General features: G+C 43.2%; 20 protein-coding genes. 12 read left to right on the top strand and 8 right to left on the bottom strand.

Annotation, left to right across the window (positions count from 1 at the left end):
• Window position 1: 1 nt before the first annotated feature.
• Complete coding sequence (gene lldP / locus RTS10_RS01610) at window positions 2-1,675, bottom strand: L-lactate permease (RefSeq protein ID WP_409455427.1); 1,674 nt, start codon at window positions 1,673-1,675, stop codon at window positions 2-4.
• A gap of 569 nt (window positions 1,676-2,244) precedes the next feature.
• On the opposite strand from lldP, the gene mdh reads away from it, so the two are divergent.
• The 3 genes from mdh (at window position 2,245) to dld (ending at window position 5,602) form a co-directional block, all read left to right on the top strand.
• Complete coding sequence (gene mdh, locus RTS10_RS01605; RefSeq protein WP_312538890.1) at window positions 2,245-3,417, top strand: iron-dependent methanol dehydrogenase; 1,173 nt, start codon at window positions 2,245-2,247, stop codon at window positions 3,415-3,417.
• 131 nt (window positions 3,418-3,548) lie between these two features.
• Complete coding sequence (locus tag RTS10_RS01600) at window positions 3,549-3,848, top strand: hypothetical protein (RefSeq protein ID WP_219331083.1); 300 nt, start codon at window positions 3,549-3,551, stop codon at window positions 3,846-3,848.
• 50 nt (window positions 3,849-3,898) lie between these two features.
• On the top strand, window positions 3,899-5,602 hold the full coding sequence (dld, locus tag RTS10_RS01595) for a D-lactate dehydrogenase (protein WP_312538888.1): 1,704 nt from the start codon (window positions 3,899-3,901) through the stop codon (window positions 5,600-5,602).
• 213 nt (window positions 5,603-5,815) lie between these two features.
• Here the strand turns inward: dld and metF are convergent, their stop codons facing one another.
• A complete protein-coding gene (gene metF / locus RTS10_RS01590) occupies window positions 5,816-6,658 on the bottom strand; it encodes a methylenetetrahydrofolate reductase [NAD(P)H] (RefSeq protein WP_312539012.1) in 843 nt (280 codons plus the stop codon).
• A 167-nt stretch (window positions 6,659-6,825) separates the two neighbouring features.
• The gene (ahcY, locus tag RTS10_RS01585) at window positions 6,826-8,214 is read right to left on the bottom strand and encodes an adenosylhomocysteinase (protein WP_312539011.1); all 1,389 of its coding nucleotides are present in this window, start codon (window positions 8,212-8,214) and stop codon (window positions 6,826-6,828) included.
• A 476-nt stretch (window positions 8,215-8,690) separates the two neighbouring features.
• Between ahcY and RTS10_RS01580 the strand changes: the two genes are divergently transcribed.
• Both RTS10_RS01580 and RTS10_RS01575 read left to right on the top strand, forming a co-directional pair.
• Entirely contained in the window at window positions 8,691-9,500 is an 810-nt protein-coding gene (locus RTS10_RS01580) for a hypothetical protein (RefSeq protein ID WP_312538887.1), read from the top strand.
• Window positions 9,501-9,662: 162 nt separating this feature from the next.
• Window positions 9,663-11,120 carry an alanine/glycine:cation symporter family protein gene (locus RTS10_RS01575; protein WP_312539010.1) on the top strand — a complete coding sequence of 486 codons (1,458 nt, stop codon included), beginning with the start codon at window positions 9,663-9,665 and terminating at the stop codon, window positions 11,118-11,120.
• 136 nt (window positions 11,121-11,256) lie between these two features.
• Here RTS10_RS01575 and RTS10_RS01570 read toward each other — a convergent pair whose 3' ends face one another.
• Window positions 11,257-11,715, bottom strand: coding sequence for an Lrp/AsnC family transcriptional regulator (locus tag RTS10_RS01570; protein ID WP_099808595.1), 459 nt, complete (start codon window positions 11,713-11,715; stop codon window positions 11,257-11,259).
• Between the two features lie 164 nt (window positions 11,716-11,879).
• Between RTS10_RS01570 and leuA the strand changes: the two genes are divergently transcribed.
• From leuA to RTS10_RS01545, 5 genes are all read left to right on the top strand, one after another.
• Complete coding sequence (leuA, locus tag RTS10_RS01565; RefSeq protein WP_312538886.1) at window positions 11,880-13,610, top strand: 2-isopropylmalate synthase; 1,731 nt, start codon at window positions 11,880-11,882, stop codon at window positions 13,608-13,610.
• Between the two features lie 190 nt (window positions 13,611-13,800).
• Complete coding sequence (locus RTS10_RS01560) at window positions 13,801-14,121, top strand: YcgL domain-containing protein (RefSeq protein ID WP_076774249.1); 321 nt, start codon at window positions 13,801-13,803, stop codon at window positions 14,119-14,121.
• A 66-nt stretch (window positions 14,122-14,187) separates the two neighbouring features.
• Entirely contained in the window at window positions 14,188-14,643 is a 456-nt protein-coding gene (locus RTS10_RS01555; RefSeq protein ID WP_007116910.1) for a hypothetical protein, read from the top strand.
• 148 nt (window positions 14,644-14,791) lie between these two features.
• Window positions 14,792-15,694 carry an AAA family ATPase gene (locus RTS10_RS01550; RefSeq protein ID WP_312538884.1) on the top strand — a complete coding sequence of 301 codons (903 nt, stop codon included), beginning with the start codon at window positions 14,792-14,794 and terminating at the stop codon, window positions 15,692-15,694.
• Between the two features lie 9 nt (window positions 15,695-15,703).
• Window positions 15,704-16,891 carry a vWA domain-containing protein gene (locus RTS10_RS01545; RefSeq protein WP_312538882.1) on the top strand — a complete coding sequence of 396 codons (1,188 nt, stop codon included), beginning with the start codon at window positions 15,704-15,706 and terminating at the stop codon, window positions 16,889-16,891.
• A gap of 113 nt (window positions 16,892-17,004) precedes the next feature.
• On the opposite strand, the gene RTS10_RS01540 is transcribed toward RTS10_RS01545, so the two are convergent.
• Both RTS10_RS01540 and rodA read right to left on the bottom strand, forming a co-directional pair.
• Window positions 17,005-17,589 (bottom strand): septal ring lytic transglycosylase RlpA family protein, encoded by a 585-nt coding sequence (locus RTS10_RS01540; protein ID WP_099833790.1) that lies wholly within the window; start codon window positions 17,587-17,589, stop codon window positions 17,005-17,007.
• Between the two features lie 426 nt (window positions 17,590-18,015).
• Entirely contained in the window at window positions 18,016-19,161 is a 1,146-nt protein-coding gene (gene rodA / locus RTS10_RS01535) for a rod shape-determining protein RodA (protein WP_203171722.1), read from the bottom strand.
• 337 nt (window positions 19,162-19,498) lie between these two features.
• Here rodA and RTS10_RS01530 point away from each other — a divergent pair, with 337 nt between their 5' ends.
• Window positions 19,499-20,437 (top strand): D-Ala-D-Ala carboxypeptidase family metallohydrolase, encoded by a 939-nt coding sequence (locus tag RTS10_RS01530; protein ID WP_312538881.1) that lies wholly within the window; start codon window positions 19,499-19,501, stop codon window positions 20,435-20,437.
• A 40-nt stretch (window positions 20,438-20,477) separates the two neighbouring features.
• Here the strand turns inward: RTS10_RS01530 and RTS10_RS01525 are convergent, their stop codons facing one another.
• Both RTS10_RS01525 and RTS10_RS01520 read right to left on the bottom strand, forming a co-directional pair.
• Window positions 20,478-21,950, bottom strand: a complete 1,473-nt coding sequence (locus RTS10_RS01525; RefSeq protein ID WP_312538880.1) for a M16 family metallopeptidase — start codon at window positions 21,948-21,950, stop codon at window positions 20,478-20,480.
• Between the two features lie 97 nt (window positions 21,951-22,047).
• Entirely contained in the window at window positions 22,048-23,562 is a 1,515-nt protein-coding gene (locus RTS10_RS01520) for a M16 family metallopeptidase (RefSeq protein ID WP_312538878.1), read from the bottom strand.
• 313 nt (window positions 23,563-23,875) lie between these two features.
• Between RTS10_RS01520 and ftsY the strand changes: the two genes are divergently transcribed.
• A complete protein-coding gene (ftsY, locus tag RTS10_RS01515) occupies window positions 23,876-25,090 on the top strand; it encodes a signal recognition particle-docking protein FtsY (RefSeq protein ID WP_409455566.1) in 1,215 nt (404 codons plus the stop codon).
• Window position 25,091 lies beyond the last annotated feature (1 nt).

Below are 25,091 nucleotides of genomic sequence, written 5' to 3'. Positions count from 1 at the left end.
ATTATCCGTGTGGAATCATCCAAGGCACGACATACGCTTGTAGCGTGATGAGTGCGCCCATCATAATGGTAAAAATAATACTATGTTTGACGGTAAATCTGAACAAATCTGACTCTTTACCGACCAAACCTGTAGCGGCACAGGCAATGGCAATGGATTGCGGAGAAATCATTTTACCGGTCACCCCACCCGAGGTGTTTGCTGCCACTAACAACACCTCAGGCACCCCAATTTGCTGAGCGGTGGTGGCTTGAAGTGCGGCAAATAACGCATTGGCTGAAGTGTCTGAGCCTGTCAAAAATACCCCTAACCAACCCAAAAATGGTGAAAAGAAGGTAAAAGCTTTGCCCGTGTGCGCCAATGCTAACGCTAATGTAGCAGACAACCCCGAATAATTGGCGATAAACGCAAATGCCAACACCATACCAATAGAATAAATCGGGGTGCGTAGTTCTTTAACGGTCTCGCCAAACGTCGCTAACGCTTCTTTAGGACGCATTTTTAGCATCACGATGGAGATAATCGCCGCGAGCACGATGGCAGTACCTGTTGCTGAGAACCAATCAAATTTATAAATGGCCGCATAGTCGGTAATTTTGGTGACGACTGGGGGTAATTTTTGTACTGCATTGTGCAAATACGGCACATTGATACTCATCACCATATCGACCAACGCCCCATCAGGATGACCATCTTTGCCTTTGACAAACAAATCTTTAAACGGCTTAATGCTCCATAACGACACCATCGCTGTCAAAATGGCAAACGGCATCCAAGCTTTGATGATTTGAGCGGGCGAGTAATGGGTGGTTGGCAACGGTGCTGATACGCTTGTGGTATCACCCATCTGATTTTTGCCATCGACTTGATTTTCAAAACGGAACACATGCTTGGGCTGCCACACTTTAAATAGCAACGTCAAACTAATTAACGAGGCAATAGCAGCGGTAATATCAGGCAACTCAGGTCCAATGTAGTTTGAGGTCAAAAACTGCGCAATAGCAAATGACCCACCACCGACCACAATCGCTGGGAAGGTTTCACGAACCCCTCGCCACCCATCCATAATCGCCATAATCCACACTAATACAATCGGCACAATAAAAGGCAACTGACGGCCGACCATTTGGCTGATGGCATGGGTTTCTACCCCAGATACTTGTCCTGCCACAATGATTGGAATTCCCATCGCACCAAAGGCAACAGGGGCGGTATTGACGATGAGGCAAAGTCCAGCGGCATACAAAGGCTTAAACCCTAATCCGACCAATAACGCTGCTGTGATAGCCACAGGGGCACCAAAGCCTGCTGCGCCTTCCAAAAAAGTACCAAAGGCAAACCCGACCAATAACATCTGTAAGCGTTGGTCTTCGGTCAGCGATAAAATACTGGAGCGGATAATATCAAATTGCCCTGTTTTTACCGTGACTTTGTATAAAAATACCGCACCGATAATAATCCATGCGATGGGCCAAAGCCCGTAGAAGAATCCATAAATCGCGGATGATAACGCTAACGTCACCGGCATTTGATATAAAAATAAAGCAACAAGCAACGCCAAAATAACGGTAATGGTGCCTGCGACACTACCTTTTAAACGAAATACCGCCAAGGCTAGAAAAAAGAAGATAATCGGAATGAGGGCAATGGCACTTGAAAGCCAAATATTACCCATGGGATCATAAATTTGTTGCCAATGTTGCATCATTTCCTCCATGAAATAATTGGTATTACCAAAATAGTCTGAGTGTCAATAATTGGTCAAATAATAAAGAAAATTATGCTTTAATTCAATTGAATTTTAAAAAAACAGCGATATTTATAAGGTTTTTTGTAAATTGGTAATACCAGTTTGTGGTAGTAATGTGATTTATTGTGTAGATAGATACAAAAAAGCTTGTTATTGAAGTCAGCAGAGTTTCAAGTTTTTACTGTCAGGGTGCGTGATGAAAGCTACCCAGTATTTTGCTGTATGGTTGACAGCACAAGCCATGAGGGACGCAAGTAGCGTGCTTTATTTTTTCAAAAGACATTAACTCTAGTAACTTTTTGACTAAGGTAGGTTAATAGTAGGTAGAGCGCATTGGATGACTGAACTAAAATCAAGTCATAGTGATTTTATAAGAATATATTTTATAAAAATATATTAGTACATCCTATCTAGTTGTAATGATGACAAAAAACTAGACGTATGAATAAAATTACTATACACCCCTAACATACAAGATTAAAAGGAATTTAATCATGGCTTATAAGCAAATCTCCGATCAAACCAGTGGCTTTTTTATTCCCTGCGTATCATTATTTGGACCTGGCTGTGTCAAAGAAGTAGGCTCAAAAGCCAAAGATTTAGGTGCTAAAAAAGCGCTTATTGTAACTGACCAAGGGCTGAACAAAGCAGGTGTTCCAGACATCATCATTAAACATTTAAGCGAACAAGGTATTGATAGCTACGTATTTGCAGGCGCAGAGCCAAATCCAACTGACAAAAATGTCCACGATGGCGTCACAGCGTATCAGGATAATGGCTGTGATTTTATCATCTCATTGGGTGGTGGTTCGTCACATGACTGTGCAAAAGGGATTGGTCTAGTGACGGCAGGCGGTGGTCATATCCGTAACTATGAAGGTATTGATAAAAGTAAAGTGCCAATGACACCATTGATTGCTATCAATACCACTGCAGGAACGGCATCAGAGATGACACGTTTTTGTATTATCACCAATACCGATACCCACGTCAAAATGGCGATTGTAGATTGGCGTTGTACCCCTCTTATTGCTATTGATGACCCTCGACTGATGACTGCTAAACCCGCATCTTTAACTGCGGCAACAGGTATGGATGCGTTAACCCATGCGGTAGAGGCGTATGTATCGACTGCTGCAAATCCGATTACAGATGCTTGTGCTGAAAAAGCCATTCGAATGATTCAACAATGGCTGCGTCAAGCAGTAGCAAATGGCGAAAACATTGAAGCGCGTGAGGCTATGAGCTATGCTCAATACTTAGCAGGGATGGCGTTTAATAATGCCTCGCTAGGTTATGTACATGCTATGGCGCACCAGTTAGGTGGGTTCTACAATCTGCCACACGGTGTCTGTAATGCGATTTTGTTACCGCACGTCTGTGAATTTAACCTGATTTCAACACCTGAGCGTTATGCAGATATTGCAGAATTTATGGGCATTGATATCAAAGGCATGACTCGAGCAGAAGCAGGTAAGGCAGGCATCAATGCAATTCGTGAGCTATCCCAAGCAGTAGGTATTCCTACGGGACTTACTGAGCTTGGTGTTAAACAAGAAGACCTTGCCATCATGGCAACCAATGCCCAAAATGATGCTTGTATGCTCACCAACCCACGCAAGGCAAATCATGAACAGGTCGTCGCAATCTTCGCAGCTGCCATGTAAATGTAAAATCAAACTAAAACAGACTCACAGCAGTGAAAAAGGGGACTTTAATAGTCTCCTTTTACATTGAGCGCTGATACAAAGCGCATAAATTTTTGCGTAAATTGATTAAAATATAGTAGCATAAAGGGATGAAACAAAAACTTATCACTCGCTTATACCATTGCCAATGCTTACTGCTAACCCAAGAAAGCTACCCACTTAGTCACTATGCCAAGCCTCATCTAGCACAAAATCTGATAGCAAAAAATCTCGTAGTAAAAAATCTAGTACCACAAATCAGCGATAACCGCATCTACAAGCGAGCCACCGATGGTAGACGCACACTTGACCATTTTAACGCTATGCGTAGCTCTACTATCAAACACAATCCTATCTTTGATAAAACCAGACCGGTTCAACTATCAACAAGTCAATATAATCGCCAATAAAACATCATGACCCATTTAAACAATAAGTTTAATCAATAAGGATATTTATCATGTTAAAAAAGTATAAGCCGACACTCGATAAATTAGCGAAGATCGTAGGGAAGTCTCATGTACTCATCGATGAACAAGATACCCGTCATTATCGACAAGGCATACGTTTTGGTGAGGGAAAAGTGTTGGCTGTGGTATGTCCCGGCACCTTACTTGAACAATGGCAGGCACTACAAACAATTATTGAGGCAGATTGTGTGGTAATTATGCAAGCTGCCAATACAGGACTGACAGGCGGCTCTACACCTTATGGTGATGAATATGATCGTCCAGTCATCATTATGAGTACTCGGCGTCTACAAGGCATTCAAGTGATTTTAGATGGCAAACAAGTGGTGTGTTTACCAGGCGCAACTTTGGATAATCTTGAGCGTACTTTAAAGCCTTATAATCGTGAACCGCATTCTGTGATTGGGTCCTCATGTATTGGCGCTTCAGTTTTAGGTGGGGTATGCAACAATTCAGGTGGCGCACTGGTACGTCGTGGACCTGCTTATACTGAAATGGCGTTGTATGCCCGTGTCAATGCATCGGGTGAGTTAGAATTGATTAATCACCTAGGTATTGATTTAGGCAACACGGCTGAAGAGATACTCACCAGACTGCAAAAACAAGACTATGAAACCGGTCAGGTAACCACCCAAACTAGCCAGCTGGCATCAGACAATCGTTACGCGCATGACGTTAAGCAAGTCGATGCAGATAGTCCTGCTAGATTTAATGCCGATCCGACACGGTTATATGAAGCATCGGGGTCAGCGGGTAAAGTCTGTGTGTTTGCGGTGCGACTCGATACCTTTGAAAAAGTTGAGAGTAAGGTTTTTTATATCGGCTCAAATGACCATGATGACTTAACAGCAATACGTCGTTATTTGCTGACATCGTTACCCAGCTTGCCGATTGCTGGGGAATATATTCATCGTGATGCCTTTAGTATTGGCGCAAAGTATGGCAAAGATACTTTCTTGTTTATTGAGCGTTTTGGCACGGTTAATATACCCAGAGCATTAGCCCTCAAAGATCGCATTGACGGATGGTTGGAAAAAATCAAGATACGGGGGTTGACTGATCAAATTTTACAAGCTATCACTTTTTTCTTACCCAGTCATTTACCGCGGCGCATGCTAGCGTTTCATCAGCGTTTTGAGCATCATTTGATTCTACGAGTAGATGAGCAAAGCGCAGAACAGACACAGCAGTTTTTAAATGAGTATTTTGCCGTTCATTCTACTGGCTCGTATTTTGCCTGTACGGAGGAAGAAGGTCGCAAAGCTTTCTTACACCGTTTTGCTGTTGCCGGGGCGGCGATACGATATCGTGATACCCACCGAGCAGAGGTTGAGGATATTGTCGCATTGGATATTGCGTTACGACGTAACGATAGAGAATGGGTGGAAAAAATCCCCGCAGATCTCGAACAACATATGTTACATAAATTATATTATGGGCACTTTTTTTGTCATGTATTTCACCAAGATTACATTGTCAAAAAAGGCACTAATCCACTGGATATTGAACATCAGATGTGGCAGCTGTTAGATGAGCGTAGGGCAGAATATCCCGCAGAACACAATGTGGGTCATTTATATGTTGCTAAGCCAGCATTAGCCAATTTTTATCGCAAGCTAGATCCTACCAACACCTTTAATGTGGGGATTGGTCACACTTCAAAGTTAAAATACTGGGGCAAACCTAACGCATGACGACATTTAACTAGGTAAGCATCCGACCATCAGGGCAATCGCACGATAAAATTTTATCGAACAGTAGCTGCTCAAGATAAACTATTCCAGATAAGCTGTTTAAGATAAGCGTTATTTTGCGATGCCCCAATTTTACGATGGTAAACAGACAGTTTAACATCGTCATGCTCATTTTTTGTTTACTGTCAGATAGTGGGTAAGTTCTATACGCACTTAAACCAATCCAAGCGCTTCAATCAATTGTTTATTTGGGTTGACTTGGTTCATGCTGTAAAAATGCATTGACGGCACGCCTTCGGCAATCAAACGCTCACAGAGATTGACCATCACTTCAAACCCAAATTGACGAATGGCTTTTTTGTCATCGCCATAGTCTGCAAGCTGTTTACGGATAAAACGTGGAATATCTGCCCCGCAGCCATCGGCAAATCGAATCAAATTTGACGCATTGGTGATGGGCATAATGCCTGCGATGATGGGGAACTCATCTTGTGTCACCCCTTTTTTGGCAAGGGCATCCCGCAGATATAGATAGCTGTCAGCGTTGTAGAAAAACTGGGTAATCGCTTCAGTCGCGCCTGCGTGGTATTTATTGAGCAAGTTTTGGATATCGGCATCAAAGCTTTTGGCTTGCGGGTGCATTTCTGGATATGCAGCCACTTTGATACGAAAATAATCACCGCTATGCTCGCGTATGTATTTAACCAAATCGACAGCAAACGGCAGCTCGCCAAGACCTACCATACCTGATGGCAAATCACCGCGCAGCGCCACCAAGCGATTAATGCCTAACGATTTATAATAATCCAATAACTCGCCAATTTTGGCTTTATCATCGCCAATGCAGGATAAATGCGGGGTGATAGGTGTGTCACTTTTTTCACTCAGTGCCTTAACGATACCTAAGGTGCGCTCACGGGTTGACCCACCTGCGCCATACGTGACGCTAAAATATTGCGGTTTTAAAGCATTTAATTCATCAAAGGTTGCCAATAATTTGGCTTGACCGTCATCGGTCTTGGTGGGAAAAAACTCAAAAGAAAACGGCGTTGTCATGGTGGTCATGAAAGTATCCAAAATGATAAAAAATACCACCATTATAACGGGTATAACAGTAAAAAAAATTGAATTTTTTGGCATAAACAGTGAGTTAAACTGCATAAAAAAGTCATGCACATGGGCATGACTTCGATTGAACCTTTAACAAATAATATTTCTAGCTATTAGTATTTATAGCTATCAGGTTTGAACGGACCTTCAACTGGTACACCGATATAATCGGCTTGTTGCTGCGTCAATTTAGTCAACACCCCATTAAAACCTGCGACCATGGCTGCTGCCACTTCTTCATCGAGTTTTTTTGGCAACACTTTGACATATAAATTGTCCGCTTTCTTATCCGCAGGCAAATCAGCAAATTTTTCTTTGAATAAGTGCATTTGCGCCAATACTTGGTTGGCAAAAGAACCATCCATAATACGTGATGGGTGACCTGTTGCATTACCCAAATTGACCAAACGACCTTCCGACAATAAAAGCAAGTAATCGTTTTCACCTTCTGATCGATAGACTTGGTGTACTTGAGGCTTCACTTCCACCCATTTCCAGTTGTCACGCATAAACTGGGTATCAATCTCAGTATCAAAGTGACCAATATTACAAACCACTGCGGTGGCTTTTAAGGCTTTTAACATATCGCTATTACAGACATGGTAGTTACCAGTGGTAGTGACCACCAAATCAGTGTCTTGCATAAGGGTTTTGTTGACGCCTTTGGCAGGGTCGCCTTCCACAAATGGCGAGACCAATTCATAGCCATCCATACAAGCTTGCATACCACAAATCGGATCGGCTTCCGTCACTCGTACTACCATACCTTCTTGACGTAGGCTTTGAGCAGAACCTTTACCCACATCGCCATAACCGATAACAAGCGCACGACGACCCGCTAACAGCATATCGGTACCACGTTTGATGGCATCGTTTAGGCTATGACGACAGCCATATTTGTTGTCATTTTTTGATTTGGTTACTGCGTCATTGACATTAATGGCGGGTACTTTTAGCGTGCCTGCATTGAGCATTTCAATTAGACGATGTACCCCTGTTGTTGTCTCTTCTGAGATACCGTGAATATTGTCGAGCATTTGCGGGTAGTCGTTATGAATCAGCGCCGTCAAGTCACCGCCATCATCTAAAATAATATTGGCATCCCACAGCTTGCCTGTGGCTTCACCGCCCTCAAAAATCTGCTGGCGAAGACACCATTCGTATTCTTCCTCAGTTTCGCCTTTCCAAGCAAACACAGGAATACCGGCTGCTGCGATGGCGGCAGCGGCATGGTCTTGGGTTGAAAAAATATTACAAGAAGTCCAGCGTACTTCTGCACCCAGCGCCACGAGCGTTTCAATGAGGACAGCCGTTTGGATGGTCATGTGGATACAGCCCACAATCTTGGCGCCTTTTAAAGGCTGCTCGGCTTGGTAGCGTTGGCGTAGACCCATCAAAGCAGGCATTTCAGTTTCAGCCAGTTTGATTTCTTTGCGACCGTAGTCGGCAAGGCTAATATCGGCAACTTTATAATCAGAAAAATTTGAATCAGTAGAATTGATAGACAGGGACACTGCGCCCACTCCTTAAAACCGGTAAAAAAAGTTAAAGTAAAAACGCAGATGCCGTTATTTATTTTGGATTTATTTTGGTTAAAACACAAAAAACGAGCCTAGCAAAGACAAGCAAATATAAATTAAGCCAACCTTAAGCTGCAGCATCTCTCGATAGGTGTATTGTAAAAAAAATTAACATAAAAGTCATTCTCTTAATTGCAACATCAACTTAAGTCTTTTAAAAAAGCAACATTTTTGATAAAATATTACACTTCATCCTATGTAATTACATAAACATATAGAAAAGTTATACAAAATTAAAAGACATTGCTGAAAAATTACGTTTTAATATACCTAAGAGAAACGTAACAAAATATGTCAACTAATTTACTTTTTCTTTATATGTCATTCATCGCTTGAAAGTCTTTTAGATTTTTAAGAGAAATGGTAAATTTACCTTATCCTGTCCTTAGGAGATTTATATGAAAGTTTTGAAATTAGCTGCTATTCCTGCTGCTTTAATCGCAACTTCTGCTTTTGCTGAAACTGTAGTTGTTGATCAACAAGTTGTTGCACAGCCTGTTGCTGTATCTACTACCACCTATGACCCAAACGCAGGTGTGGTACGAAATACGACAACTCAATTGGTTTCTGGTACTAGAACGTTTTTTGATACCGTAACAAATCCTGCTGCTATCAGTGCCGAAGTAGGTACTTTAGGTTATGGTGCCAATATTGGTTGGGCGCTAAACGATAAAACTGAGCTTGTAGCTGGTTGGGCTGGCGGTGATATTGGTGATTTAAAAAACACCATCAAAATTGAAGATGTTAAATATGACTTAGAAACAGATTCAAGCAACCCATATATTGGTGTGAATTTACGTCCAGCTGGAAATTGGTTTACTGTGGGTGTTGGTACCATTTTTGGTGACAATGAAATCACCTTGAAAAAACAAGCGACTGAAACCAAACAAGTTAAAATCAATGGTAACTCTTACTATGGTAACATTGAAGCGTCAGCTGAAAATAAAAACACCATGAACCCATACTTAACTATTGGTTTCCGTCCTAATATCACTAATAACTTTGGTGTATTTGGTGAAATCGGTGCAGCTTATACTGGTGGCTTAAAAGTGACTGATGCTAAAACACGAGTTCTAGATACCAACGGTGAAGAAATTGCAAAATTTGACAATAATCGTTTAAAATCTGACTTACAACAAGATTTGGATGATTCAAATTATTCAAAATGGTACCCAATCGCTAAAATTGGTGCAACTTACCGTTTCTAATTTGTTAGCGTAAGCTGTAGAAAAACGACACTTTTGGTGTCGTTTTTTTTTGCTGAATCATTGCCAAAAGTTTGCTTTATTGATACTATCCGCTATCAATTTTTGAGGCGAGATTTGTTGATGTATAACAAAGATTTAGCTTGCTTGGCGCAAGCAAGTGTGATGGATAGCATTCATTGTAGTGTCAATCTTATCAGTTCACCTATGTGGGATTGGTTGGTGTGGATTTTGATTTGTATTGGTGTGTTTTTCACCGTCATGACAGGGTTTGTTCAATTTCGTTTATTTGGACATAGTGTCAAAAATTTGCTGGCTAGTCGAAGCACCGAACATCACGAGCATAGTGAGAGTATCTCATCGTTTCAAGCGTTTATGACAGGACTGGCGAGTCGTGTCGGTACAGGGAATATCGCAGGAGTTGCTATTGCCGTGAGTGTTGGCGGACCGGGTGCGGTATTTTGGATGTGGTTTATTGCCTTGATTGGGATGGCATCGGCGTTTGCTGAGTCGTCACTGGCACAATTATTTAAGGTGCGAGATGCCAATGGACATTTTCGAGGTGGACCTGCTTACTATATCCGTCAGGGTTTAGGGCAAGGTTGGCTAGGTGTGGCATTTGCCGTGAGTCTGATTTTGTGTTTTGGCTTGGTGTATAACGCAATTCAAGCCAATACCATCGCCCAAGCCGTACAATCAGCCGTCGGTTGTACGGGCGATAATACCTGTGCTTCATGGGGAACGGGTAAGCATGTGGTAGCGCTATTGTTGGTTATCATTTCTGCACCGATTATTTTTGGTGGGATAAAACGGGTTGCCACCATTTCAGAAATGCTAGTGCCTGTGATGGCAGGGGTGTATCTACTAATGGCGTTGTATATTATTGTGACCAATATCACCATGATTCCGCAGGTATTTAATTTGATTTTGACCGATGCCTTTACGTTTAATGCGGCAGCGGGTGGGGCGCTAGGCGGTTTGGTATCGCAGTCGATGATGCTTGGGATTAAGCGGGGTTTATATTCTAACGAAGCAGGTCAAGGCTCTGCCCCGAATGCTGCTGCTGCTGCGGATGTACCTCATCCCGCCACACAAGGACTGATTCAAAGTTTGGGCGTTTTTGTGGATACCATTATTGTCTGTTCTTGTACTGCGTTTATTATTTTATTATCAAAATTGCCCACCGCTGATTTGACAGGGATTCAATTGACACAAGCCGCGTTAGAAAGTCATGTGGGTTCATGGGCGCAAATTTTCCTAGCGGTAGTGCTGTTTATGTTCGCTTTTTCGAGTATTATTGGCAACTACGCCTATGCCGAAACCAATGTGCAATATCTTAAGAATCATCCAATGATTTTAAATATATTTCGTATTTTAGTGCTAGCATTTGTGTATTTTGGTTCTGTGGCTGAAGTGCCTATGGTGTGGGATATGGGGGATTTGATGATGGCGATTATGGCGTACATTAATCTTGTCAGTATCGTTCTGTTGTCAAAATATGTATTTATTTTGGCAAAAGATTATTCCGCTCAAATCAAATCAGGTGTTAAGCATCCTGTTTTTAACATCAATAAATACCCCGCCATAAAAGCCAAAGTCACATCGGGAATATGGGAAAAGTAGCGATTAGACAATAAAAAAAGCCGTTGGTTATCAATGGCTTTTTATTGTTTGGCTAGGTATCATAAGCGATACCAATAAATAGTGCGTTTTTTTATAGGTTTTTAAAACAGGGTTTAGAACAGGCTTTAACACCCAATCAGATGATTGATTTTTCAAATACCTGCCGTAATTCAAAACTGGTATGCACTTGTGCGATACCTTCGATACGGTTTAGACGATGCAATAAAAATTCTTCATAATGCGCCATATCTTTGACCAAAGCTTTGATAAGATAGTCTTCGCTGCGCCCTGTCACTATACTACAGCTGACCACTTCAGGAAATTCTCGTAGTTTTTTTTCAAAATTGCTAAAGCGTTCTGCCGTATGTTTATCCATGCTAATGGCAATATAGACTGACAGTTGATAGCCTAATTTTCTAGGGTCGGTGGTGACACTATAACCCGTGATAACACCTGAATCCTCTAATTGTTTGACTCTGCGCGCACAGGGCGTCGGGCTTAAGTTTACGCTTTCTGCCAATTCAAGGTTACTCATGCGCGCATTTTCTCGTAATAGCGCTAATATTTGTCTGTCTATTTTATCTAATGAAGCCATCATAAATTCTCAATATTAGTGATTTTAACTAAACAATATAATTATAGTAGCCATAAATATCAAATTCTATGTATTTTATAGCAAAATTTAGTTACTTCAACTACAAAAAAATAGATATAATTTCATTATAGAATTTTAAGTAAAATTAAATGTGGAGCATTAGCATGACAATACAACCCAAGAATACGGCTTTTAATCATAAAAAATACCAACCCTTTGCATTTGCACCAAAGATGACCCAGCGTACTTGGCCCGATAAAACTATCACCAAAGCGCCCATATGGACGTCGGTGGATTTGCGAGATGGTAACCAAGCCTTGATTGAGCCGATGAGCATTGAACAAAAAATGCGCTTCTTTGACTTGTTGGTGCAAGTGGGTTTCAAAGAAATTGAGATTGGTTTTCCCTCAGCAGCACAGGTGGAGTATGACTTTACCCGTAAACTAATCGAAGGCGGACACGTACCCGACGATGTGACCTTGCAAGTATTGGTGCAGGCACGCGAACATTTGATTCGCCGTACCTTTGAGTCGTTAAAAGGTGCCAAACGTGCCATCGTCCACGTGTATAACTCAACCTCAAAAGTGCAGCGCGAAAAAGTGTATCAAAAAGATTATGATGATATTATTGCGATTGCGGTTGAAGGCGCAACATTGTTGCGTGATTTGGCAAAAGAATACCCTGAAACCGAATGGATTTTTGAATATTCCCCTGAAAGTTTCTCGCAAACCGAGGTCGATTTTTCGGTCAAAATCTGTGATGAGGTGTGTAAAGTTTGGCGCCCGGACTTAGGTCAAAAAGTAATCTTTAACTTGCCATCAACCGTAGAAAGCTCAACGCCCAATATCTATGCCGATCAGATTGAATATTTTTGCCAAAACTTACCCATGCGAGAGCATGTGATTGTGAGCCTTCACACCCACAATGACCGTGGCTGTGCTGTGGCTGCCAGTGAGTTAGGTTTGATGGCAGGGGCTGACCGGATTGAAGGCACCCTTTTTGGCAATGGCGAGCGCACAGGCAATATGGACATCATGGTCATGGCGATGAATATGTATAGCCAAGGCGTAGACCCACAGCTTGATTTTAGTAACATGAGCGAAATCGCCCAAGTGGTAAGCGAGTGCAATCAGTTGCCGATTCATCCACGCCATCCTTATGTGGGCGAGTTGGTATTTACCGCTTTTAGTGGCTCGCACCAAGATGCCATCAAAAAATCGCTAGATTATAATGAGCAAAATGCCGAAACCACCCAAGGCTTGTGGGATGTGGCGTACTTGCCAATTGATCCTGCTCATATCGGACGCGGCTATCAGGATGTCGTACGTATCAATAGCCAGTCAGGGAAAGGCGGTGTTGCTTATATCTTGCAACGTGACTTTGGCTTTCATTTGCCACGTTGGACGCAAATTGACTTTAGCCGTGTTATTCAGCAAGAAGCCGAAAGCCGCCAGACAGAGTTGACATCAGATGATGTCATTAGCGTGTTTGAAAACACCTATTTGAACCAATCTACTTTGGCATTGCAAGATTATGAAATCAAAAACACGGCTGGCTCAGTAAGCTTTGCAGGCTCTGTGCGCATGGGGGATGATATCATAGACGTCGTTGGTAATGGCAATGGTCCGTTGTCTGCCTTTATCAATGCCATCTCCGCCAAATTGAACAAAAATATTCACGTTATCAACTATGCAGAACATGCGTTAACGGTTGAAAGTCAAAGCCCGCTCACCCAAAACAACAGTGATGCCAATGCCGTTGCTTACTTACAGTTGAATATTGAAGGTGAGATTTATTCAGGGATCGGCACTTGCTCAAGCACTGTATCAGCGATGTTAAAAGCCGCCTTGTCTGCGTTGGCACAAGCACAGATTGCCGATACTGAGCATCATTAATTAGCTTTTATAAAGCGCAAATTTGTCAGTAGCTTTTATCACCAAAAGAGCAATTGCCCTAGTTGCTCTTTTTTTATGGGCTAAGATATAACATGCCCAAGCTAATAGCAAAAGGGGTGCAATTTCAGATAAACCATTTTATGGTATGATAGTGGCACTTTAAATTTTACAGTAATAATAGGGTTGTATGATGCATTGCGATATTTATAAATTTAGCAAAAAAGATGACCTGTATGTGTACATTGCTCGCCCAGATTATCCCAATGACACGGACGAGATTCGTGACTGGTTGTCAGTGTTGCCCAAGGATTTTCGTCAAGCGATTGGGCGCGAAACCTTTGTGATGCATTTGGATTTGGAGAATACGACAAAGCTTGCACGAGTCAATAAAGCAGAAGTGTTAGAAAAACTGCAAAGTCAGGGGTATTTTGTGCAAATGCCGCCTGAAGATGTGCTGTTACGCCAAGCAAAATTGAATATGGCAGAAGCACAGCAGAACAAGTGGCAGTAGCAAAATTTTAACCAAATGAGTTGAATCATGCTAAAATAATCTATCTATTTTTGGCAAGGCAAAATTATGTTTGCATTTTTATCACTCGACCAAATCGGTAATGTGCTAGGCGAAATCATCATTTGGTGGGCGCAGCTGGTTCAAGGTGTGCCGCCAGACAAATTACCCTTATATGCTTATGTGGGATCTTCCATTGTGGTATTACTGCTTTGGATTTTAGTGGTACGGATTTTGCCAAAAACGCTTGCAGGCTTGAGTTGGATTATTCTATTTGCGATTTTGCTCACGCCCACCACTTCCCTTGGCACCCCGCCTGACATCGCACCAGCGAGTATTTCCGTGGTGTATGGGATTTTACTCAAAGATCCAGCAATTATCTTTAATGGGTTGCTACCAATTATGGTTGTCATTACAGTGGGCTGTATTTTGGGTTTTATTTGGCAAATTCTTCGAATGGGCATCGATAAAACCAACAAAAAACATGCGCTAAATAACGCCAATATCAGCCAGCCTAGCCGCTAAGCTATGATAGTGATAAGCCAGCAAGCTGTAACCGCTTAACTTTTTATAGCTTAATCTTTTACAGCTTAACCTTTTACTTATAGCTTAACTTTCCCTAAAACTTATGATAGTCTGAAACTCATTTTTGACGATTATCATAGGTTTTTTTATGTCTGACCATCAGCAAAATGCTGCCATCCAAAACAGCGCAACCCAAAGCAGTTTTGCAAGCACCGATAGTTATATCGCCACTGACAACCTAAAACTTGCCGTCAACGCTGCGATTCAATTGCAAAAACCGTTACTCATCAAAGGGGAACCTGGCACGGGTAAAACGCTACTGGCTGAAGAAGTGGCAAAAAGTTTAGATATGCCACTGTTAACTTGGCACATCAAATCAACCACCAAAGCTGAACAAGGCTTGTATGAGTACGATGCGGTATCACGCCTGCGGGATAGTCAATTGGGCGATGACCGCGTGTATGATATTGCTAACTACATCAAGGCAGGCAAGCTATGGCAAGCATTTACCAGTCCTGAGCGTGTGGTACTGCTCATTGATGAGATTGATAAAGCGGATATTGAGTTCCCCAACGACTTGCTACATGAGCTCGATAAAATGTCATTTTATGTGTATGAAACTGGCGAAACGATTACCGCCGATCATCGTCCTGTCGTTATTATCACGTCAAACAATGAAAAAGAACTGCCTGATGCCTTCTTGCGTCGTTGCTTTTTTCATTATATTGATTTTCCTGACCAAGCAACCATGCGCGAAATTGTGGATGTGCATTTCCCCAATCTACAGGCAGACTTGGTGGATGAAGCACTCAAGGTGTTCTACGGTCTACGAGAAGTCAAAGGCTTAAAAAAACCGCCATCCACTTCTGAATTGGTAGATTGGATTAGTTTGCTGATGGCCGATGATTTGCAAGCGGGCAGTCAAAATGCGATTGAGCGGTTGAAAAATCCAAGCGATAACTTACCGCCTATGGCGGGGGCGTTGCTCAAAAATGAAAATGACTTGAGTTTACTTGAACGTATGGGCTTTATGCTGCGTCGTAGTCGATAGGGGATTGGTGTGTTTATCAATCTTTTTTACACCTTACGCACTTATGGCGTGCCAGTTTCTACCCGTGAATTGCTAGACCTTTATGCCTTACTAGAAACAGGCATTGTGTTTGCCGACCGTGAACAATTCTACGAGCTGATTCGCCTATGTATGGTCAAAGACGAAAAATACTTTGATAAATTTGACCGTGCCATGGCGGATTATTTTGAAGGTATTGATACACTCGACATTGACGAGCTGATGGCAAAATTGGGTAATATCCCTAAAGAATGGCTGGAACTCAAACTTGACCCCAACAATCTCACCGAAGCCCAGCGACGCCTACTCAAAAAATATGGCTCGCTTGAAGCACTCATGAAAGCACTAGAGGAACGGCTAAAAGAACAAAAAGAGCGACACCAAGGCGGTAACAAATGGGTCGGTACAGGCGGCTCATCGCCATTTGGGGCGTATGGCGACCATCCTGAAGGCGTACGAGTAGGGGGTGAAAGCCGAAAACGCAGCGCGGTCAAGGTGTGGGAGCAGCGCAAATACCGCGATTTGGATACGGATAACCAGTTAGAAACCCGCTCCATGCAGATGGCACTGCGTAAACTGCGTAAATTCGCCCGTGATGGGGCGGCTGATGAGCTTGATATTGGCTCAACCATCAAGAAAACCGCGCAAACGGGGATGCTCGATGTGCAGCTGCGTCCCGAACGCCGCAATCGTGTCAAAGTGCTCATGCTATTTGATATCGGTGGTAGCATGGATAGCTATATCGAAGCGTGTGAGCGCTTATTTGCCGCTGCAAAAAATGAGTTTAAGACGCTTGAATTTTTTTATTTTCATAACTGCGTGTATGAGTATGTTTGGACAGAAAATGCCCGCCGTAACGCCAGCGCGGTGCCCACATTAGATGTGCTACACAAATACGGCAGTGATTATCGGGTGATTTTTGTGGGTGATGCCGCAATGTCGCCTTATGAGTTGTTATCTGTCGGCGGCAGCGTTGAGTATATGAGCCAAGATACGGGGCAGGCGTGGCTAAAACGTATCACTAACCACTTTGATAAAGTCGCATGGCTCAACCCTGAGGCACAAAGCTACTGGCAATACACGCAGACTATCGGCTTAATCAAAGATATCATGCAAGGTCATATGTACCCGATGACCTTGCATGGTATTGAAGATATGACCAAGTATTTGGCGCGGTAATATGGTTAAGTCAATTAAAAAAGCATGAATCAATTTCATGCTTTTTTTTGTGATGAACGGCTGATAGTCACTTAAAAGTTGATACTAAGCTAAAAGCTGCTAGTCAGCTAATATTAGTTTGGACCGGCCACACGCTCAATAACGACGTTGCCTGTACCCGTGCTTGCTAAGCCAATTTGTTTGGCGGCGGCATACGATAAATCTAATACGCGATGGCTTGAAAATGGACCGCGGTCATTGACTTTTACCACAACGCTTTTGCCGTTTGATTTGTTGGTCACTTTGATATAACAGTTCATTGGCAATGAGCGATGCGCCGCAGTCAATGAGTTAGAATCAAAAGTATCGCCGCTAGCAGTTTTACGACCTTGAAATTGACGACCATACCAAGAGGCGACACCCGTTTGGCTAAAACGATTGACCGTATTAGATGCAACGGCAGAAAGACGCTCTAACACGTCTGCATCTTTGCTAGCTTGTGAAGTATCTTGGCTGATAAGTTGGCTTTCTAAGGCAAGGTTGCGAGGTTGACGCGCGGATTTGACTAAGTCTGATGCATTGTTGTGCTGGCGGGTTAACTCATTAAGTACGTGATCTAAATTGCTCGTGGCTGCTTGGGTAGTTGAGCTAAGCGCCGTTACGCCACAAAAGCAAAGTAACGTCGCTACATTAGCTAAATTCGATTGACGCTTTGACATAATGACCTCTGAACAATCGCTCTTTACAATGAGCGCCTTATATTTGGGAGCCAATAAGCCTTGATATGTCATGCATACAAATCGCTTATAGGGCACCAAGAAAATTTATGAGATTTAACAATTAGTTTACAAATTTTACTTTGTTTCGGTATGTAATTGCTCAATCTTGATGACCCACAATAAGCAATTACGTGATTAAAATCACGATTTATTTAGATAAACGGTATAAAAAAATAGATAAATGGTAAAAATTATTAAGTTTTACCATAATAATTGTTTAAAACTACTCATAAAAATGATATCTTTTATGCTAACTCTTTTACGTTTTTTACATTTAAAAATACCTATTTACATAAATAGTTACATAAAAAATTGTTTATAAATAGCTTATTTACAAACAAAATAGTTTCGAAAATAGCCTAAGAGTTATTTACCATTATGCGAGGCAATTGACATCACTAAACCAAATCCTGCCATCAAAGTAATTAAAGCGGTACCGCCATAGCTGATAAATGGCAAAGGAACACCGACAACTGGCAAAATACCTGCTACCATGCCGGCATTTACAAACACATACACAAAAAATGACATGGCAATCGCGCCCGAGAGTAATTTGCTATAGACAGCAGTATTGGAGTAAGCAATAAATAAGGCGCGGCATAGAATACAAAAATACAGGAACATCAGTAAACTGACACCAATTAAGCCAAACTCTTCAGAAAAAGCCGCAATGATAAAATCGGTGTGGCCTTCGGGTAAAAAATGTAGATGAGATTGTGTGCCTTGCAAGTAGCCTTTACCTGTGAGTCCCCCTGAGCCAATCGCGGTTTTTGACTGCATGATATTCCATCCAGCCCCCAAGGCATCGCTTTCAGGGTCTAGCAAAGTTAGGACGCGTTTGCGCTGGTAGTCGTGTAACAGGTATTCCCAAGCCACAAAAACAAAGGGAATAAACAGCGCCACCGCAGAGCCAATCATCCACCAAGGCAAACCCGATAAGAACAGCACAAATAAGCCACTAGACGCCACCAATAAAGAGGTACCCAAGTCGGGCTGCTCAGCAATTAGCAGCACGGGAATACCAATCGCCACCAGCGTGATAAGCACTGTCGATAAACTTGGCGGCAAATCGCGTTTGGATAAAAACCAAGCAGTGAGCATCGGCATGCCAAGCTTCATAAACTCTGACGGCTGGACACTACCAAACCCAGGAATACCAATCCAGCGCTGCGCACCCAGTCGCACCTCACCAATAATTTTGACCAGTATCAGTAACGCCACACCACCCACATAAAAAAACGGGGTAAAATCACGGTAAAGACTGGGCGGGATTTGCGCCATGACAATCATCACCACAAACGCGATGGTAAAACTAATGGTTTGACGGATGACCATTCCCATGTCTTGAGTAGAGGCACTATATAAAATGGCTAAACCAAACAAAGCTGTGACAAACAATAGCATCAATAACCAAGGGTCTAAATGCACGCGCTGCCAAAAGGAGGGTAGACTGTCATTACCAAAGTGATGAGCTTGCCTAGAAAAACGGTACTGTCCAATCTTATCTACCATACACACCAAACATCAAATTAACCCGGTGACAATAAGTCTGTAAAAAGACACAAAAATAGGCTCAATAGTTTATATGGCTTAATGTGATTTTGGTAGTCTTAATAATGTAATAGTTTATAACACTTGTTTCATAGAAATAAGTCACTATATTAAGTGAGCTATCAATTAAGCTTAATTATGTCTTAATTATGTAGTGAACATAACTATCAAGTAAAAGTTAAGTGAAAATAATTATCAAGTAGGCATGATTAGCTAAGTATATCAAGCCTACTTTTTTGACAGTTGCTCATAAGTCCGTGGTGTTTTTCCATTTTGACGAAACGTGAATAGGCAGTCCATGACACATCAAAACAAGACCAAAAATAAACCAACCATTATCGAAGACAACGCGCAAACCGCCCAGTATGCCAATGCCAAAAGTGCCAATACCCAGAATATCAACACTACCAAGACTCAGAATACCAAAACCAAGATTCTAACAGGCATTGTTGGCTCAGGGATGATAATGACATTGCTTATCGCGTGTAATCATCCGGTCACACCCATCGATAACCGAAAACCGACTACGACCATCGTTCGTCAAACCCAGCCAGACCCTAAAAATCCTACTGTCACGCAGACTGACAATATGCGCGGTCTTATTCTAAACCGTCAAAACACAAGCCGACCTACAACAGATTATGGCGCACTCAAAAATACCACACGATACAATAGTAACGTTGTCTATACCAATGATGCAGATTTTAAAGATTGGCTGGCTAGCCACAGTTATCAGCAATCAGAAGTGTTGGCGTATCAAAATTATTTGCAAAGCCAATTAGGCAGTATTCCGCCGATGGATCAGTTAATCACGAGTGCCAGAGATGCGCGCCGCTGCGGTTTTGAGCCGTATGAAGTGCCGCCTGCGTCACTATGGCAAAATATCGTGCCTACCCTTCAAATGCTGCAGCAACTGCAAAAACAAGGTTATTTGCCGTATTCGACAGTGATACGCTCCGTGTATCGAAACCCTGCATTGAATGATTGTGCGGGCGGTGCGGGCGAGAGTAAGCACATGACCAATGGCGCAATTGATATTTGGGTGCCTGAAAACGAAGCCAACAAATGGGCAATAGAAAGCACCTTTGATGGGCTTTGCCAGTTTTGGCAGTCCAACGGGCAAGCCTATAGTTTTGGACTTGGTTTGTATCCGACAGGCTCGGTGCATCTTGATACGCAAGGCTTTCGAAAATGGGGCGCGAGCCATAGCTCAAGTTCATCACCCTGCCGTTTTTAACCTAGCGCAAGTGTTATTACCCGTTAAGCTTTAACCTTGGCTATTTAGCGGTTTTTGTTGTGTTTGGCTTGGCGTTACCAACCGTCACAATCAAAAATTTGTTAGGGTCAATGAGGTCTTTATAGCTTTGATTGACTGCGTTAAGGTCGGCGCGCTGCACGCGCGTCACGTAATCGGTCAAGTAACTATCTGGCAGCTGATAAAACCCCATCATACCAACTGTGGCATTCATGGCGGCATTGCTAGCAAAGCTGGTGGGGAAACTGTTGATTAGACTGTCTTTGGTTAAAGCCAATTCGTTTGGCGTTACCCCTTTTTCTAGGGTATTTTTGATGACTTGCTTGGTCGCCTCAATTGCTTCTTGCGACTTTTGGTTACGGGTAGAAAAACGAATGGTATAGCTACCTTGGGCAAGCATCGGCGTGGTGCTGCTATAGATGCCATAGGTGAGCCCGCGTTTTTTACGGATGTCTTCCATCAGTCTGGCTTGAAAATTGCCGCCCCCGACGATTTCATCGGCAATGGCAAAGTTGGTTTGATGCTGTAAGCCTAAGCTATCCGCCACGCGTTTTTGACCCAATTGCCCCATCAATACGGTGGTTTGGGTGCTGTCAAAGGGGATATGAATCGTTTTAGCGGCGCTCAAAGGCTGGGCATCGGCAAGCTTTGGGGCAGCTGTGCCAACAGGCATTTGAGCGGTTAGCTGATTGGCAAGCGCCCGCGCGCGCGCAAGACTGATATCGCCTGTGATGGCAATATTCGCGTTCTTCGCCACCAAAAACTGCTGGCTAAAAGCTTTGAGATCGGTGGCATTAATTTTGGCAATGCTGTCTTCCGTGCCTTGGGTGGGGTGGGCGTAGGGATGATTGCCATAAAGCGCGTTAGCAAAGGCTTTGCTTGCGATGCTATCGGGATCTTCTTTGGCTTGTTGCAGGCTGATTAAATACTGGGCTTTGGTACGCTCAAAGTTTTTGTTTGGAAACGTAGGCTGGGTCATCATATCGCTCATTAAACCAAGCGCAGGGGATAAACGCGCTTCATCAGATAGACTGCGCAAACTCACAATAAACATGTCTTTATAAGCACGGGCAGATAAATCAATCCCAAGCTGCTCACTGGTCTCGGCAATCTCATCTTCGCTTTTATGGCGTGTGCCCTGATCCAGCATACTCGCGGTCAGACTGGCAATCCCAAAACCGCCTTTTTTAATGGCTTCATCACGAGCTGAGCCTGCATTAAAATACACACTGACATCCACAATCGGTAAATGATGGGTTTGTACCAAAGCTACTGGGGTACCCGAATCCGTCGTAAAGTGGATGATATGTGGTAGGGTCACGTTTAACGGCGCTGTGGTTTTTAGACTGGTTAATTTGTCTAAAGCGGCAATGGGCGCGGTGGTGTCAACATTGCCACTACTGTGAGCGTCGCTATGGGTGGCAGGTTCTGCATAGCCCGCTTGCGTGGCAATGGTGGTCATTAGTAATAAGATTTTAGCTAAGCGTGTTTTCATTTTTTCTCTCAACATTCTAAGGATGGTCTGACAGCAGTGAGGGCAAGTCAAGTGCGGGAAATTTAAGTCAGGATAAGTTAAGTTACTGGTTTTATAGTTATTGCGTGGGTTTATTTTCTTTCACCACATTGAGCACGGTTAGATTGTCGTTAACCAAATATTTGCTAGCGGCAGCGTGTAAGTCACTTTCTGTGATGCTATCTAAGGTTTTGGGTAGGTTGAACACCATCCGATCATCAAGCCCAATGCTGTTTAGACTGCCAATCATCTGCGCTTGTCCGCTGATACTATCTTGGCTATATATCAAGCTAGTCATGGTGTTGGTTTTGGCACGGGTCAGTTCACTTTGTGCAATCGGTTGGGTTTTGAGCGCGTCAATCTCAGCAATGATTGCTTGTTTGGCTTGGGCAAGCGTAACGCCATCTCGTGGGGTGGCTTGGATTAAAAATAGCCCATCGCCCCGACTAAAGGCGCTGTAACCACTACCGACTGACGCTAGTAGCTGTTTTTCCCGTACTAGGCGTTTTTCTAGGCGCGCAGATAGACCGCCATCGAGCACATCGGCTAGTAGCGATAGACTATAGGCGGTTTTGGGGTCTTTTGCTGTGGTAAGCGTCGGCACGTTAAACGCCATCATAACCATAGGCACCTGTACCGGCAATTGGGTGGTTTTTTCTTGATAACCACGAAACCCTGGCTGTATCACACTGGGGCGCGTTGGCAGGGTTTGCGGTTTTTTATCGGCAAAGTATTTTTTGACTTCATTGATGGCGTTTGTGGGATTGACATCGCCCACGATTACTAAGGTCGCATTGTTGGGTGCATACCATGTTTTATACCAATCGGTTAGGTCGTTTAACCTAATGGATTCGATTTCTGCCATGGGACCAATGACCGATTCTCCTTTGGGGCTATTGGGGTAAGCCATTTTGCTAAACTGCTCATAGGCGCGGGCGTTTGGGTTATCATCGGTTCGCTGGCGGCGCTCTTCCATCACCACTTGGCGCTCAGCGGTAAAGTCGCTGTCCTTTAGCTGTAAATGGGTCATCCGATCGGCTTCAAGCTCTAGGGCGAGCGCTAAGCGATTGGCAGGGAAAATTTCATAATATGCGGTGTAGTCATAGCTGGTAAAGGCATTATTGCTACCGCCAAATTTGGCAATAAGGCGTTCAAAATCTACTGAGGACACGTTTTTTGTTCCCTTAAACATCATATGCTCAAGCAAATGTGACATACCGCCTAAATGAGTGGGTTCATCCGCAGCACCCACGCGATACCATACTTGGCTTATCACCACAGGAGAGCGGTGATCTTCTTTGATTATCACCTTTAATCCATTATCCAGCGTATATTCATGGCGCGTTGCTGCCCTAGCGCTGTCAAAATCTGTGGGGCTCGGCGTTTGCTGGGTTGTGTCAGTTACCGCGTTAGCAGTTGGATGCGCGTTAATAGGCGTATTGGCTAAAGTCGGGGTAGTTTTAGTCGGCATGGTTTTGGCTGCGATGGTCTGCGCAGTGCTGCAACCTGATACACAGAGCGTATAGGTCAAGGCGGCAGCGAGGAGGGTAAGGTTAAAAAATGTGGGTTTTGACACAGGTTTTTGATTTAACATAGTTTCTCTTTAACTTTTAATCTGGTTTTTTTGATTGTGGGGCAATGGGGTTTGCAGGCATTATAAAAGATAAACCATGATAACGGATGTTGGCATTGATTGCTATTTGAAAGCCCATTGCACGATTAAATCTGAATAAATACCACCTGCAAATTTTTAGCGCAACAAGCTGTGAACGGATAGTTTTTTGCAAGACCATGATTAATCTGAGTGTAAGGGATTGACAGCATGTTTATTTCAAACTGCGAACAAACACTGTTATAATTTTATACATCTCAATATTTTAATGACAAATTTAACCATAGGCGATGATATGAGTAGCAACCAATTTAATAACAATGCTTCTAATAAGGTGGTAATTAATTTTAATAACCAACCGACTAATTTTGATGATGCTACGATGCCCAATCTGCCTGTGCAAGATGTGCCAATTATTGAAACGCCGCGTATCGCTGAAACCGCCCAAACGTCAACGCTGCAAACACCCGTCGTGACCCCTCAATCTGTGTCACCAATGCCGCAAAGCCAACACCAAGGGCAGCCTGCAACCACACAGCAGCCGCCTGCCAATACGACTGCGCCAACCGCAGAACCTGAACAGAAAGGTGGTTGGTTTAGCCGCATGAAGCAAGGCTTGTCAAAAAGTCGTAAAAACTTGACCGAAGGCTTAACCAATATTCTGATTGGTGGTAAAGAAATTGATGATGAACTACTAGAAGAAGTCGAAGACCAACTGTTGGTCGCCGACATTGGGGTGAATGCCACCAATCGCATTATCAAAAACTTGACCGAAGCCACTGCACGCGGCGATTTGATTTATTCGCATTCACTGTATAAAGCGCTACAAAAAGAACTAACCGATATCTTGACACCCAAAGTTGCGCCACTGGTGGTGGATGCTAGCACAAAACCGTTTGTTATCTTGGTCGTGGGGGTCAATGGCGTGGGTAAAACCACCACCATCGGTAAACTTGCCAAACGTCTGCAAGGTGAAGGCAAATCAGTGATGTTAGCAGCGGGCGATACGTTTCGTGCGGCAGCCACCGAGCAATTGCAAGTTTGGGGGGAGCGCAATAATATCCCAGTTGTCGCCCAAGGTCATGGTTCAGACAGTGCCTCGGTGATTTTTGATGCCATTCAATCTGCCAAAGCCCGTGGCATTGACGTGCTGATTGCCGATACTGCAGGGCGTCTACAAAATAAAACCAATTTGATGGAAGAGCTGAAAAAAGTGATTCGCGTCATGCAAAAAGCTGATCCGACAGCGCCGCATGAATCCATGATTGTGCTCGACGCCGGTACAGGACAAAATGCGCTAAATCAAGTAGAAATCTTCAATGAAGCAGTGCCACTGACAGGCGTGACCGTCACTAAATTGGATGGTACGGCAAAAGGCGGCGTGGTATTTAATATCGCTGAAAACACCAACGTGCCGATTCGTTTTATTGGCGTGGGTGAAAAAATTGATGACTTGCGCCCATTTCAAGCTGATGATTTTGTCAAAGCGCTATTTGAAAAAGATGAATAAC

The sequence above is a fragment of the Moraxella sp. CTOTU47616 genome (genome assembly GCF_032017465.1).
GTDB lineage: Bacteria > Pseudomonadota > Gammaproteobacteria > Pseudomonadales > Moraxellaceae > Faucicola > Faucicola tetraodonis.
The sequence above is the reverse complement of the archived record's forward strand: the minus strand, read 5'-3'. Positions and strand labels throughout refer to the sequence as shown.